Below are 14,649 nucleotides of genomic sequence, written 5' to 3'. Positions count from 1 at the left end.
AGATGGCTGATATTCAACCGTGGGCTGGACAACCTGCAACTCCGGAGATTTCGTCAAAACGGGGCAAGGAAGGAATCATGGCAGCGACCGGTGAAGACAAGCGGAAGGTGAAGGCCGTCAAGAAGATGAAGGACATTATGACGACGTACTACATCGAGGCCAAGACGGCGGCCCAGACGGGGAAGAAGGTCGCCTGGATCACCAGCGGCGGACCCGTGGAGCCGCTTCTGGCCATGGACGTCATCCCCGTGTATCCGGAAAACCACGGGGCCATGATCGGGGCCAGCAAGATGGGGGTCGACCTGTGCGAGAAGGCGGAGGCCATGGGCTACGCCAGCGACCTGTGCTCCTACGCCCGGTCGGACATCGCCTGCGCCACCGTCAACGGCGGCCCCATCGGCGGGCTGCCGAGGCCGGACATGCTCATCTGCGGGAACAACATCTGCGGAACCGTCCTCAAGTGGTACGAGGTCCAGGCCCGGTATTTCGGCTGCCCCCTCTTCATCTTCGACACCCCCTTCTGCCACACCGAATTCACGGAAGACATGCGGCGGTACGTCCGCCGGCAGGTGGACGAATACACGGCCTTCCTGGCGGAGGCCTGCGGCCGGCCCTTTGACTTCGACCGCATGAAGGAGGTGGGCCGCCTCTCCGTCGAGGGGCAACGGCTCTGGCAGGAGGTCCTCGACACGGCCATGAACAGGCCCGCCCCCATCAGCGCCTTCGACGCCTTCTTTCACCTGGCCCTGATCGTGACCCTCCGGGGAACGCAGATCGCCGTGGACTACTACCGGGATCTCCTGGCGGAGATGCGGGAGCGGGCCGCCGAGGGAATCGGCTCCATCGAAAACGAGCGGTACCGCCTCCTGTGGGACAACCTCCCGGTCTGGTACCGCACGAAGTGGCTGTCGGAGAAATTCGCTTCCCACGGGGCCTGCCTCGTGGCGGACACCTACACGTCCGCCTGGTGCGGATCCCTGAAGTACATGGACGAGAGCGACTTCCTGGGCAGCATGGCCGAAGGGTACAGCCGCATCTACCTCAACATCGGGGTCGACGAGATGGCCGACACGGTCGCCGCCATGGTGGACAAGTACGGCGTCGACGGCGTGGTCCTGCACTCCAACCGGAGCTGCAAGCCCTATTCCCTGGGCCAGTACGATATCCAGCGGATCATCGAGAAGAGGAAAGGCGTCCCGTCCCTCATGATCGAGGCGGACATGGTGGACGAGCGGGCCTTCTCGGAGAGCCAGATCGACACACGGATCGACGCCTTCATGGAAGTGATCCGGAACCGGAAGAATTGATCCCGCAAGGAGGATGCGAATGAACGGCATCACCTATGACTTGAGCGGCAAGGTGGCGGTGGTAACCGGCGGCAGCCGGGGAATCGGGCTGGAGATCGCGGACAGCCTGCTCCAGCAGGGGGCGAAGGTGGCCATCTGCGGACGGAAGTCGGACGGCCTGGACTCGGCAAAGGCCATCCTCAACGGCGGCGACAGCCTGCTGGCCGTTCAGGCCCACGTAGCCCAGGAAGCGGACGTGGAGAGGCTCTTCAACGACGTTGTGGCCCGGTTCGGAACCGTCGACATCCTCGTCAACAACGTGGGGATGAACCTGATGAGCGCCTCCCTGATCGACACGGAGCTCGCCGTCTGGCAGCGGATCATGGACGGGAACCTCACGGGGGCCTTCCTCTGCGCCCGCCGGGCCGGAGCGATCATGCGGGAGAAGAAGCGGGGCAAGATCGTCAGCATCTCCTCCCTGGCGGGCACGCGGGCGACACCGGGCATGAGCGTCTACGGCATCGCCAAGGCCGCCCTGGAGATGATGACGAAGGTCCTGGCCTCGGAGCTGGCCCCGTTCAACATCCAGGCCAACGCCATCGCCCCGGGCCTCGTGAAAACCAACTTCAGCAAACTTTTCTGGTCCTCGCCGGAACTGGCCGCGCTGATCACCCAGAAAACCCCCGCCGGACGGATCTCCGAGCCGTCGGACCTGGTCCACGCGGTCCTGTTCCTCTGCTCGGGCTGCTCCGATTTCATCACCGGCCAGACCATCGCCGTCGACGGCGGGGCCTCGATCGTCTGACCATGCTCACGGTCGGCATCGACGTCGGTTCCATCAGCACCAAGGCGGCCCTCCTCGAGGACGGCCGGTTCATCCGGGGGAGGATCGCCTTCACCGGCTACAATGCCGAGGCGGCGGGACGGCGGATCTACGAGGAGATCCTCCGGGAGTCGGGACTGGCGGAAGACGCCGTCGGCGGGATCGTCGCCACCGGCTACGGCCGGAAGAGCGTTTCCTTCGCCGGGCGCGCCGTCACGGAGATCCTCTGCCATGCCGCGGGGGCCCGTTTCCTGGATCCGGAAACCCGCTCCGTCGTGGACATCGGCGGCCAGGACAGCAAGGCTATCGTCCTGGAGGCGGACGGGCGGGTCAAGACCTTCGCCATGAACGACAAGTGCGCCGCCGGAACGGGGCGCTTCCTGGAGGTCATGGCCCGGGCCCTGGAGGTGGACCTGGAGCGTTTCGGCGCCCTCTCCCTCCAGGCGGAGTCGCCCGCCAGGATCAGCAGCCTCTGCACCGTCTTTGCCGAGTCGGAGGTGATCTCCCTCATCGCCCGGGGGGAACAGCGGGAAAACATCGTCGCCGGGATCCACGAATCCATCGGGTCCCGCGTCTCCGCCATGGCCAGGCGGCTCGGGATGGTCCCTCCGGTGATGATGACCGGCGGCGTGGCCCGGAACACCGGCGTCGTGCAGGCCCTGGGGAAGGCCCTCGACCTGACCCTCAGGGTCTCCCCACAGGCCCAGCTCACCGGAGCCATCGGCGCTGCAGTCCTGGCCGCCCGGAAGGAATAGACCGCACGGCGTGACGAAGGATTGTCGCCGCCGGATCGCGGGCCGATACGCGCAAGCCACAACGGGAGGTGACACGATGAGCCGCTTCAAGAAAATCGCCATCGGGCTGGTTTTGTTTCTGGCTGTCCTGATCGTTTCCTCCTACCTTCTGGTCCCGCCGATCCTCAAGTCGGTCCTGACGAAGAAGCTCTCCGAGACCCTGCATCGCGAGGTGACCCTGGAGCGGATCCAGTTCAACCCCCTCACCCTCGCCCTTTCGGTCCATGGATTCGGCATCCGGGAGCGGGGCGGCGCCGAGTCCTTCGTTTCCTTCCAGGAACTGCTCGTGGACCTGCAGATGCTGTCGGTGGCCAGGCGGGCTCTCATCCTCAGCGAGGTAAAGCTGGTAAAGCCCTCCATCCGAATCGTCCGCAATCCCGACGGGAGCTACAACTTCTCCGATCTCCTGGTGAAGGCGCCGGAGGGAGAAAAGAAGGAGCCCGGGAAACCGTTCCTCTTCTCCCTGAACAACATCCGGCTCATCGACGGCCGCCTTGAGTTCATCGACGGCCCGAAGGACACGAAGCACACCGCCGAGAACGTCCAGGCGGGAATCCCCTTCATCTCCAACATGGAATACGCCCTGGAGACGAAGGTGGAACCCTCCTTTTCCGCCGTGATCAACGGCGATCCCTACACCCTTTCGGGAGTCACGAAACCCTTCAAGGACTCCCGGGAGACGGAGTTCAAGATCTCGATCAAGGACCTGGATATCCCGTATTACCTCGCCTACATTCCGATGAAGCGGAATTTCATCCTCTCCTCGGCGAAACTGGACGTGGACTCAACCCTCACCTACCGGCAGGAGAAGGGGAATTCGCCGGTTCTGATCCTGAAGGGAAAGACGGTGCTCCGTGAGGTTGTCCTCCAGGACCTCCGGAAGGCCCCCCTCCTGAGGTTCCCGTCCCTCACCGTGGACACGGCCGATCTGGAGCCGCTGGCCGGCAGGATCCACCTGGCGAAGGTGGCCCTGGAGGCCCCGGAGGTGAACGTCCGCCGGAACGCGGCAGGAGAAATCAACCTGCTGGCCCTGGTTCCGGGAAAAACAAAGGAAGAGCCGAAGACGGAGGGGAAAAAGGAAACACCCGCCGCGAAAGCCGCCCCACCTCCGGCCAAGGCGGGCACGATCGTGGAGATCGACGAGCTGCTCCTCGAAAAGGGCGCCGTCTCCTTCCGGGATGAGACGACGCCGGTGCCATTTTCGCTCCCGCTCCGGGACATCCGCCTGGAGGTGCGCAACCTCTCCACGGCCTCCGGCAAGGAGGGGACCGTCGATCTCTCCGTCGGCTTCCCGAAACGGGGCGTCCTCTCCCTGAAGGGGCCGTTTACCATTACGCCGGTCTCAACCAGCCTGGCCGTCGACGTGAAGGACATCGACCTGCCGGGCTTCCAGCCCTACTGGGCGGAAGCGGTGAATCTCCATGTGACGGGCGGCAAGATCGGCGCCAGGGGAAAGCTCGATCTCGCCCCGGCGGAAAAGCCGCCCCGGATCCGCTATGCCGGCCGGCTCATGGTCACCCGCTTCGCCTCCATCGACAAGGTCCAGGCGGCGGATTTCCTGAAGTGGAAATCCCTGTACCTGAACGACCTCGACGCCGTGGTGTTTCCCCTGAAGGTGCAGATCCGCCAGGTGGCGCTGACGGATTTCTACAGCCGGGTCATGGTCTATCCGGACGCCACCCTGAACGTCCAGAAAATCGCCGCGGAGAAGAAGAAGGAAGAAGCGGGAAAGCCTCCGGCAAAGAGTGAAGCGGCCGGGCCGCCGCAGAAAGGGCTGGCGAAAGACGAGAAGGGGAAACCTCCGGCGGGGCCGGACATCACCATCGGCGCCATCACCCTCCAGGGCGGCGAGATCGACTTCCTGGACAACCACATCAAGCCCACCTTCTCCGGCCGGCTCGTCGAGATCGGGGGACGCATCGGCAGGATATCCTCCCGGGAGGAAATCCAGGGAGACGTGGACCTGAGGGGCAAACTCGACGGGTACGCCCCGCTGGAGATCACCGGCAGGATCAACCCCCTGAGCAGGGACCTCTTCGTGGACCTGAAGGCCTCCTTCAAGGACATGGACCTGAGTCCGGTAACGCCCTACTCGGGCAGATACGCCGGCTACGCCATCGAGAAGGGCAAGCTGTCCTTCGACCTGAAGTACCTGATCGAGAAGAAAAAGCTGGAATCGCAGAACGTCGTCTTCATCGACCAGCTCACCCTGGGAGAAAAAGTCGAGAGCCCCCAGGCCACGAAGCTCCCGGTCTCCCTGGCGATCTCCCTCCTGAAGGACCGCCACGGCCAGATCAAGCTCGACATTCCTGTGGCGGGAACCCTGGACGACCCGAAATTCAGCGTCTGGCGGATCGTCATCCAGGTCCTGGTGAACATCCTGACGAAGGCCGCCACGGCGCCCTTCGCCCTCCTGGGTTCCCTGATGGGCGGCGGGGAGGAGATGAGCTACGTGGAGTTCAGCGCCGGCAGCGCCGCCGTGGGCGAAGCAAACGTAAAGAAGCTCGCGACCCTCGGGAAGGCCCTGAAAGAACGGCCTTCCCTGAAAATGGACATCGAGGGGTTCGTGGACCGCGAACAGGACCGGGAAGGCCTCCGGACAACCCTGTTCCTGAGAAAACTGAAGGTGCAGAAGCTGAACGAGAGCCTGAAGAAGGGCGGCGCCCCGATCCCCGTGGATGACGTGAAGATCGACCCGGCAGAGCGCGACCGCTACCTGAAAATGGCCTACGACGCCGAAACGTTTCCGAAGCCGAGGAACATCATCGGCATGGCCAAGAGCCTGCCGCCGGCGGAGATGGAGAAGCTGATGCTGACCAACATCGAGGTCCGGGACGAAGACCTCCGCCTGCTGGCATCCAGGAGGGCGAATGCGGTCCGGGACGTCCTCCTGAAGTCCGGGGACGTGACGCCGGACCGAGTCTTCATCGTGGAGCCGAAGTCCCTGACCCCGCAGAAGAAGGAAAAGCTGAAGGACAGCCGGGTGGATTTCCGCCTGAAATAAGGAAGCATGGGAAAGAAAGGAGCAACGGATGACCGACTATGATGCCATTGTGATCGGTGCCGGAAACGGCGGGCTCGCCGCCGCGGCCGCGCTGGCCCGGGGAGGCGCCCGGGTGCTGGTCCTGGAACGCCACAACATCCCCGGCGGATGCGCCACGAGTTTCTGCCGGGGCCGGTTCGAGTTCGAAGTATCGCTTCACCAGCTCTCCGGCCTCGGACGCCCCGACTTCCCGGGTCCCCTCCGGGGACTCCTGCAGAACCTCGGGGTTCTCGGCAAACTTGAGTTCGTGGAGATGGAAAATCTGTTCCGTTTCATCGTCCCGGACCGGGTCGACGTGGTCCTGCCGGCGAACCGGGCCGGCATCGTCCGGGTTCTCCAGGAGCGGTTCCCCGAAGAAAAGGAAGGAATCGACCGCTTCTTCGACCTGGTGTACCGCTTCTTCCAGGAGGTCATCAGCGCCTTCTACCTTCGGGACCCCGAGGTGACGCCGGAGAAGTACCCCCTCTATTTCCAGTATGCCTTTCGGGACTCCCAGAGCGTCCTGGACGAGTATTTCCGGGACCCCTACCTGAAGCTCGTCATCGCCGGCTACTGGGGCTACATGGGGCTGCCGCCTCGGCTGCTCGCCTTCAGCGACCTGGCCGCCCTCCTCTTCGCCTACATCGAGTTCAAGCCCTGGCACATCCGGGGCGGTTCCCAGGCCCTTTCCAACGCGCTGGCCGCGGTCGTCCTGGAAGCCGGTGGTGAAATCCGGTTCTCCTGCGGGGCGGCGCGCATCGTCACGCGCGATAGTACCGTGCAGGCCGTCGTGACCGACCGGGGGGAGGAGATCACGGCGCGATACGTCGTTTCCAACGCCTCCGCGGTGGCCACCTTCGCCGGTCTCCTCGACGGCGGGGAAGAACGGAAAGACGCCCTCCGGGAAGTCCGGGGGGCCGTGGTGGGCACCTCGTTCCTCACCGTTTACGCGGGCCTCCGCTGCCCCCCCGAGGCGGTGTCCATCTCGGAGACGACCAACTTCGTCTGCACCTCCACCGACATGGACCGGGACTTCGCCCTCTGCCGGACCCTCGACGTGAGCGGTCCACCGCTCATCATGAGCTGTTACGACGTCTCGGATCCAACGTTCTCGCCGGAGGGAGCCTGCCAGGCCGCCATTGTAACCATGAAGTACGCAGAGCCGTGGCTCCGGGTTCCTCCGGAGGAATACGCCGCCGAGAAGTACCGGGCCGCCGAGACGATCCTCCGGCGGATCGAGCCGCACTTCCCGGGCTTCACGGCGAACATCGAAGAGATGGAGGTCGCCACGCCGATCACGCACATGCGCTACCTGGGCCATCCCGGCGGGAGCCCCTACGGCTTCGAGCAGCACGTCAAGGACTCGACCCTGTTCCGGAACCCCAAGCCGCCCGTCAAGGGGCTTTACGGCACCGGGGCGTGGTACGGGATGCCGGGCTACCAGCCGACCCTCACCTCGGGGGCCGCGGCGGCGCGGGCGATCCTGCGGGAGATGAGCAGAAAGGAGAACGCGCAATGAGGCCTGACATTCTGACGAAAATCGAAGGATACGACCGGGTCGTCCGGGAACGGGAGATCTGCCGGAAATACGGGACCGACTTCAGCGTCGAACGCGGCGCCGTAGAGGAATACGTCCGGCGTCTCCACCCCGACCGGATGCGCCTGAAGGTGTCGGAGATCTTCGACGAGACGCCTTCGGCGAAAACACTTCGCCTCGTCTCAACCGACGGTCCCCTGCCCCCCTTCCAGGCGGGCCAGTACGTCTGCATCTACTGCGATATCGGAAACGTCCGCACCGGCCGCCCCTACAGCATCTCCTCTCCGCCCGGGCACCGGGGTTATTACGACATCACCGTCAAGGCCGTGGAAGACGGATTCGTCTCGTCCTTTCTGCTGAGCGGCGTCCGGCGGGGCGACATCCTCGAGACCTCCGGACCGGAGGGGCATTTCCATTTCAACCCGATCCTCCACGACCGCGAGCTGGTGCTCCTGGCCGGAGGGAGCGGGATTACACCCTTCATGAGCATGATCCGGGAAGCCCTCGAAAGCGGGCTCGACCGCACGTTCTGGCTTTTTCACGGAGACCGGGAGTCCGGAGAGGCGATTTTCCGGGAGGAGCTGGAGCGCCTGGCGGCCCGCTTCACGAATCTGCGATACATCCCGGTGATCGAGAATCCCTCGCCCGGATATGGCGGGGCCTGCGGCTACATCACGGCGGACCTGATCCGCCGGGAGGCAGGAGATGCCGCGGGAAAGACCTTCTTCCTCTGCGGACCCGGCGAGATGTACCGGTTCTGCATCCCCGAGATTCTCTCCCTGGACGTGCCTTCCGGAAAGATCCGCCGGGAGGTCTTCGGACCGCCGAAATCGATTTCCCGTTCCCCCGGCTGGCCGGCGGAGGTGCGGGAAGATGACCGCTTCAACGTCTCGCTCAAAGGCGGGAAAAGCTTTCCGGCAATGGCCGGAGAGCCGCTGCTGGTCGCCCTGGAGCGAAGCGGCATCGTGATTCCCTCCCTGTGCCGCTCGGGGGAGTGCAGCCAATGCCGGGTGAAGCTGCTGTCCGGACGGGTCTACCAGCCAGAGGGAACCCTGGTCCGGCGGTCCGACCGGCAGTACGGCTACATCCACTCCTGTGCCGCTTATCCCCTGGAGGACCTGGAGATTCTCCTGTAGGTTTCCTTTCTCCCTGACGCAAGAACGGCCCGGCCGGGGCGCCCGAAACGATTCGGGACATCCCCGGTCGGGCCCGTCGGGTCGTCGGGACAACAAACGCGCCTCCGGCGATCAGGAACGCAGGGCCTTGATGGGGTCCAGCCTCGCGGCGGAGCGCGCCGGATAATAGCCGAAAAAAACGCCCACGGCAGCGGCCACGCCGAAACCGAGAATAATGGATCCGTACGAGATCAGGAATTCCCAGTGGGAGACCTTCGCAAAAACGAAGGAGACGATGACTCCGAGAACGATCCCGATCACGCCACCGACGAGGCACAGGACCAATGCCTCCATGATGAACTGGCTCTGGATGTCGCCCTGCTGAGCCCCCAGCGCCCGCCGGAGACCGATCTCCATCCGGCGCTCCGTAACCGAGATGAGCATGACGTTCATGACGCCGATGCCTCCCACGATCAGGGAGATGCTCCCGATGGCGCCGAGAAGCAGCGAGAAGATCTGCATCTGCTTCTTCATGTTGGCGATCAGCTCTTCCGCCGTGGTGACCCGGACTTTGAGGTCCCGAGATTTTGTCCGGAAGTAATTCTGGATATCCGCCTTGGCCTGGGCCGGGGAGACGGTGTTCCCGACCAGGGCAAGAAAGCTGTCGATGTCGCTTTTCTCGAAGAACCGCCCGGCCGTGCTAATGGGCATGATCACGGAGCTGTTGATTCCGTAAGGCCTCATCCCTCCATCCGAGACGCTGTCGAGAACGCCGACAATCGTGAAAATCCTGTTTCCGAGAGGAAACTGACTGCCGAGGAGAGGATTCAATCCGATCCCCCGGAGGAAAGCCGCCGTTTCCTTCCCGATGACACAGAAATAGCGGTTCTCGTCGAGATCCGAGATGAATCGCCCCTCCGCCAGCCGGATCTTGTTCATGTCGAAGAAGCTGGCGGTCACACCCATCTCCTCCAGGTAGATGCTCTTCTTGCCGATGCTGAATGTGCCGCTGGACCGCAGGTAAGGCGCGACATCGAGGATCGAGCTCTCCTTTTCTTTCAGGGCCGTGATGTCCCGCAGGGTCACGTTTGCCGATGGACTGCCCTCCGTCAGCCTCACCATGACGACGTCCACTCCCATGTCCTTGAACTGCTTGAGGGCCTCATTTTCCGCTATGGAGCCGATGGAGACCATGCCGATGACGGATCCGATGCCGATGACGATGCCGATAATGGCAAGGATCGTCCGCTGTCGGGCGTTTGCAAGGCTTGTAAACGCTTCGGAAATGTTTGCTTTCAGGATCATGTTGTCCTTGATTCCGGACACCCCGCGGCGCCCGGATATTCAATGAGGATTCCCGTCGACCGCCAGAGGGGTGACGAGCCCGTCGGTGATCTCTATGCGGCGGCGGCATTGAGCGGCGATCTTGGGATCGTGAGTAATGACGATGATGGTGATTCCTTCCTCTTCGTTGAGCTTTCGGAAGAGGTCCATGATCTCCTGGCCGGTCCTGCTGTCCAGGGCACCCGTGGGCTCGTCGGCGAGGATCAGTGCCGGATTGCCCACCAGGGCCCGGGCGATGGCCACCCGCTGCTGCTGTCCACCGGACATCTCGTTCGGCCGGTGATACGCCCGATCCGTCACTTCGACCTTCTGCAGGTATGCCATGGAGCGCTCTCGGATCTCCGGTTTGCCCATCCCCCGGTAGATGAGGGGAATCCCCACGTTATCCAGGGCCGTCAGCCGCTGCAGAAGGCAATACTGCTGGAATACGAATCCGATCTTCCGGTTGCGGAGATTGGAGATCTCGCGGTCGTCCTCGTACCGGATCCGGGTTTCCTCGAAATAATACTCTCCCAATGTCGGCTGTTCGAGAAGACCGAGAATATGCATCAGCGTAGATTTTCCGCTGCCTGACGCTCCAACGATAGACAGGAACTCCCCCTTCTCGACTTCCAGGGAAATGCCCTTGAGAACATTTACTTCTGTGGGGCCAACCGGATACGTCTTATGGATGTTCACTGTCCTCAGCATGGACATTCCGGACCGCTTCCTCCTTTACCAGGACTTCATCGCCGATTTTCAATCCCTGCAGGATCTCCACGGAATCGAGAGTCGTAATGCCCGTCTTCACGTTCACCCTCTTCGCCTCCCGCTTTCCCGCCTCCTTCAGCATGACATAGCGATCCGCCCCATCCGTCTGCACGGCCCCGATGGGCACCAGGATGCCGTCAGGCTTGTTCAGGATCTCGATGGATAGATTGGCCGACATGCCGAGACGGATCTTGTCGGCCGTTTCCTGGGTAAGCCTTTCCACCTGGATCAGGATCTCGAAGGAAGCCGCTTTCTTCGCCCCCCCTTCCCCTCCCTTGACGCTCGCCTGGGACGAAATGTGATCGACCCTTCCCTTGAGGATCACATCCGGGAATGCGTCTCCCGTGATGATCGCCTGCTGACCCTTCTTGATCTTCGTCACCTCGATCTCGTCCACTTCGGTGGAAACCGAAAGGCCGGTCGTGTCACCGACGGCCAGCATGATCTCCCCCTCGCCGAAAGAAGTACCCTTTTCGACGGCTTTTCCTTTCCTGTCCTTATCCCCCGCGGCGTCCATGAGGATGACCGTTCCGGATACCGGGGCAAGGACATTGGCCTTCTTGAGCTGTTTCTCGAGATCGGCAAGTTTCGCCCTTGCATTGTAATAGTCGAGCTTTGCCAGGGTCACGTTATCGCCCTCGCCTTTGGCCTTTGTGGTCTTGTATGTCAGGAGCTCGTTCTCGTAATTGTTCTTTTCATTGTTGTATTCGTCGGCCGACACAATGCCTTTCTTGAAAAGGGTTTCCGTTTCTTCATAGGATCTCTTCGCCTTGTCCAGGGATCGCATCGCCTTGACCATTTCATCCGTGTTCTTCCAATCCTTCATTTCCTTTCTTTTTTCATTTGCCTTGATGAAAGCCGATTCCGCTTCGCGGCATTTCGATTCGATTTCCCTGGTATCGAGGCGCATGAGAAGCTGTCCCTTGGTGACGGACTGGCCGTATTCGAAAAGCTTTTCCGTGACTGTGCCCGCGAAGGGACTCGTCACGTTCACAACCTGGATCGGCTTGAGAGTACCCCGGAGAGAGATTTTGTCGACAAGGGGCTGCAGTGCCACCTTGTACGTCTTCACTGCACCCGCCTGCGAATCTGCGGTCGGAGACGGCCCGGACCTTCCCGGCGTGCCTTTTATCCACGTCAGGATCCCGATGGACAGAAAGAGTAGAAGCACCAGTGCCGTTGCGGCAATGCGGATCATCTGAACTTTTTTCAGGGCGGCCTTGAGGCTTGTGTTGGACTCCTCCAGTTCAGAGTAGGACGTCTGCAGCTCCCTGTGCTTCGCCTTGATCTCCTCCGTGAGGTCTTGCTCTGTCTCCCGAAGAGCCTCCACTTCCGTCCGGTCGCTGAAGACCGCAATGACGGCGGCCTTCTTTTTCTGTCCCGTCTTGTCGGACCGAAGAAAAGAAGTCGTAACAGAAAGAACGATGCGCTTTTCCCCGGCTGAATACAGGACGATGCCGTTCTGAGTCACCGCCTCGTTGTAAACGGCGTCCAGGATGGCCTGGTTGAAGGCATCGCTCCCTTCCCTTCCGAGAAACACTTCACTCAGCGACCGGCCGAGAACATCCTCGGCACGGAGGCCCAGAATCCGTTCCGCCGCCTCATTGAACGTCATGATGCGGCCGTCGAGCGAAACGGTCATGACCCCGTCGGTCATGTTTTCCAGAATGCTTCTGTAGATGATCGGATCCTGGTTCATGGCTGTCCCTTGATTATTTCACCGTCAGCTTCTCGTTGACTTCCTTCTTCCGGTCCTCCGGCAGTTTGACACCTTCATCCTCGCGCTTGACGCTGATGCTCCATCGATCGAGCGTAACTCCCAGCGACTGATCCAGATCCGTCAGGGAGTTGAGGTACGTGATCAGGGCTTGCAGTTCCATCGTCTGCTGATCGAGGACGTCGTTCTGGAAGGACACCAGTTGGAAGTTGGTCGATCGTCCCAGTCGCAGTTTTTCCCGTTCGATTTCCAGTTTCCGCTCCGAAAGCTCCCGTCCCTTTTTTGCGAGCAAATAACTCCTGTAATTGACGTCGATATTCCTGATTCTATTCTGGACGTCGATTTCAATGTCGCTCACCAGCTTCTTCAGGTTGATGCCCGCCTTTTCGAGGGCTACTTTCGCTGTGACATAACTGCTTTCCGATTGCAGGTCCCTCAGGGGAATGTTGAGCTGAAGCCAGACGTCCCAGTCGCTTTTCCGAATCTGCTGGTCCGCCAGGGCCGTCCGGTAGGTATCGCCCGCCCCGGTCCGTCCGACATTTGTCACGAGCGAGAGATCCCAGAGGAGGTTTCGCTTGTTGACGGCCAGGTCCAGTTTGGCCAGCTCCAGGTTTTGCAGGGCCTTGATGTAATCGGAACGGTTTTTCAGGGCCACGGCGATGGCTTCTTCCAGGGAGGGAGGAGGAACAAACTTCTCCCCTTCTTCAACGGGCAGGAAGTCCGTGTTCTTGTCCAGGTTGAGGACCTGGAGAAGGGTAAGCCGCGCCGAGTCGACGTCATTCCTGGCGGTTATGACGCTCAACTCACGATTGGCCACGTCGTTCTCCGCCTGGAGGATTTCCGTCTGGGCCATGCGCCCGGCATCGATGAGCGCCTGGTTCGTCTCCAGGGTTCGGCGGGCCGTCTCCAGCCCCTTGGCTTGAATGTCGTAGCTGCGCAGGGCCGACACATAGGCCCGGTAGTCTGTGATGGTCGTTGCGATCGTGGTGGCCAGCGTGTCCTTCAGGTCGAGGATGTACTGCTCCTCGGCCACCCTGGCCTGCCGGATGGACTGCATGGCAACATCCAGGCCGGCACTTTTCAGAAGCGGTTGAATAAACTGGACGCTCCAGCCGGAACTGTAGCTGTAATCCTGGCCGATGTCCGCTTTCGTCGCCGGGTTGTCCCAGCTGAAGGTTACGGATCCGCCCGTGGGAAGGTTCAGGGTCGTGGCGAACAGACCGTCCTGAGTGGATCCCCGGGTCCGGGTGCCATCCGTATTGTAGGTGGATGAGGCGCGGGTCGAAAAGCTCAGGCTCGGTTGGGGAACAAACTTGTCCTCAGCGACACGGAGCTCCATCCGCTGGGAGATTCTGTCCAGGTAAGCCGTTTGAATGGAAACGTTGTTCTGCAGGGCAAGAAGAATGCAATCGGACAGGGTCAGTTTCTTCGCTTCCCGTTGAACGCCCGGAATCTCCTGTTTCTCTTCACTCCGCACCGGAACCGAAGAGGCAAAAAATACGAAGAGAAAAATGACAAGGCACAGGATACTGATTCGCGAAGATGTCGATAACGACAGGCCTGATTCCATTATCCTCGCTTGAAGGCCATGTTTCCTACCCATGTCTCATGTTTATAAAAAAAGCCTGAGCCCACGAGAAGACTGACCTTTTCCTTTTTTTCGGGATATGACTGGAAAACCCCGTGTTCATATAAATAAATTCGTTCGTAATATCAACCAAACCATAGAAAGATGAATAGAGTTTCATGGGTAACGGGCAATTGGTTTGCGTCGCATCCATGCTCCTTCATTCCTCTCATTGACAATATTCTTTTCCGTCTTTGTCCACACAGATTCGTCCATAGCAATAACGAAAATGCGAATAACACCCTCTGCATTTCCCTTCGCATTGGTCGTTGTTCTCGTTACACCACTTCGCAAGATACGAAAACTTATGCCCCCCGTGACACGGCACACATTCAAACTTACTCCAGCTCCAGCACATGCTGAATGTAGTCTTGGCCACAGTTTGCGATAATTTTCCATCGATGCAGCATAAGACTTTCAACTCCCCACAGTCGAGGGCACAGGCTGGGTTTGCGGATATACCCGCAATCAGGAGAAAGAAAGCCGCCAAGACCACGATGCAGCCCGTTTTTTTCATGCTGCTTTCTCCTTGTTTTTCGAATTTCACCACCCAAAAGTCTCCCGGTGAAAAGGAGCGTTTCTCCGTCAAGGGTACCGTAACATCATCTTGGATCATGAACAGCCTGCCTTTTTC

Annotated in this window: 10 protein-coding genes; 6 read left to right on the top strand and 4 right to left on the bottom strand. The window is 60.9% G+C overall.

Features of this window, described 5'->3' with window-relative positions:
* Nucleotides 1-77: 77 nt before the first annotated feature.
* From PLO63_03635 to PLO63_03610, 6 genes are all read left to right on the top strand, one after another.
* Nucleotides 78-1,307 (top strand): 2-hydroxyacyl-CoA dehydratase, encoded by a 1,230-nt coding sequence (locus tag PLO63_03635; GenBank protein ID HOI73219.1) that lies wholly within the window; start codon nucleotides 78-80, stop codon nucleotides 1,305-1,307.
* A gap of 19 nt (nucleotides 1,308-1,326) precedes the next feature.
* Nucleotides 1,327-2,091: an SDR family oxidoreductase gene (locus PLO63_03630; GenBank protein ID HOI73218.1), complete on the top strand. Its 765-nt coding sequence runs from the start codon at nucleotides 1,327-1,329 to the stop codon at nucleotides 2,089-2,091.
* 2 nt (nucleotides 2,092-2,093) lie between these two features.
* Entirely contained in the window at nucleotides 2,094-2,864 is a 771-nt protein-coding gene (locus PLO63_03625; GenBank protein HOI73217.1) for an acyl-CoA dehydratase activase, read from the top strand.
* 76 nt (nucleotides 2,865-2,940) lie between these two features.
* Nucleotides 2,941-5,907, top strand: a complete 2,967-nt coding sequence (locus PLO63_03620) for a DUF748 domain-containing protein (GenBank protein HOI73216.1) — start codon at nucleotides 2,941-2,943, stop codon at nucleotides 5,905-5,907.
* A 28-nt stretch (nucleotides 5,908-5,935) separates the two neighbouring features.
* Entirely contained in the window at nucleotides 5,936-7,444 is a 1,509-nt protein-coding gene (locus PLO63_03615) for an NAD(P)/FAD-dependent oxidoreductase (protein ID HOI73215.1), read from the top strand.
* Nucleotides 7,441-8,598, top strand: a complete 1,158-nt coding sequence (locus tag PLO63_03610; GenBank protein HOI73214.1) for an iron-sulfur cluster-binding domain-containing protein — start codon at nucleotides 7,441-7,443, stop codon at nucleotides 8,596-8,598. The genes PLO63_03615 and PLO63_03610 overlap by 4 nt, the downstream gene beginning before the upstream one ends.
* Nucleotides 8,599-8,709: 111 nt before the next feature.
* Here the strand turns inward: PLO63_03610 and PLO63_03605 are convergent, their stop codons facing one another.
* Genes PLO63_03605 through PLO63_03590 form a run of 4 tightly spaced genes read right to left on the bottom strand, consistent with a single transcriptional unit; the run spans nucleotide 8,710 to nucleotide 13,865 of the window.
* The gene (locus PLO63_03605; protein ID HOI73213.1) at nucleotides 8,710-9,882 is read right to left on the bottom strand and encodes an ABC transporter permease; all 1,173 of its coding nucleotides are present in this window, start codon (nucleotides 9,880-9,882) and stop codon (nucleotides 8,710-8,712) included.
* 39 nt (nucleotides 9,883-9,921) lie between these two features.
* Nucleotides 9,922-10,617 carry an ABC transporter ATP-binding protein gene (locus PLO63_03600; GenBank protein HOI73212.1) on the bottom strand — a complete coding sequence of 232 codons (696 nt, stop codon included), beginning with the start codon at nucleotides 10,615-10,617 and terminating at the stop codon, nucleotides 9,922-9,924.
* A complete protein-coding gene (locus PLO63_03595) occupies nucleotides 10,586-12,370 on the bottom strand; it encodes a PAS domain-containing protein (GenBank protein HOI73211.1) in 1,785 nt (594 codons plus the stop codon). The genes PLO63_03600 and PLO63_03595 overlap by 32 nt, the downstream gene beginning before the upstream one ends.
* 13 nt (nucleotides 12,371-12,383) lie before the next feature.
* The gene (locus tag PLO63_03590) at nucleotides 12,384-13,865 is read right to left on the bottom strand and encodes a TolC family protein (GenBank protein HOI73210.1); all 1,482 of its coding nucleotides are present in this window, start codon (nucleotides 13,863-13,865) and stop codon (nucleotides 12,384-12,386) included.
* Between the last annotated feature and the right edge of the window lie 784 nt (nucleotides 13,866-14,649).

The sequence above is a fragment of the Syntrophales bacterium genome, from assembly GCA_035363115.1.
Classification (GTDB): Bacteria; Desulfobacterota; Syntrophia; order Syntrophales; family PHBD01; genus PHBD01.
This window is presented reverse-complemented; position numbering and strand designations above follow the sequence as displayed.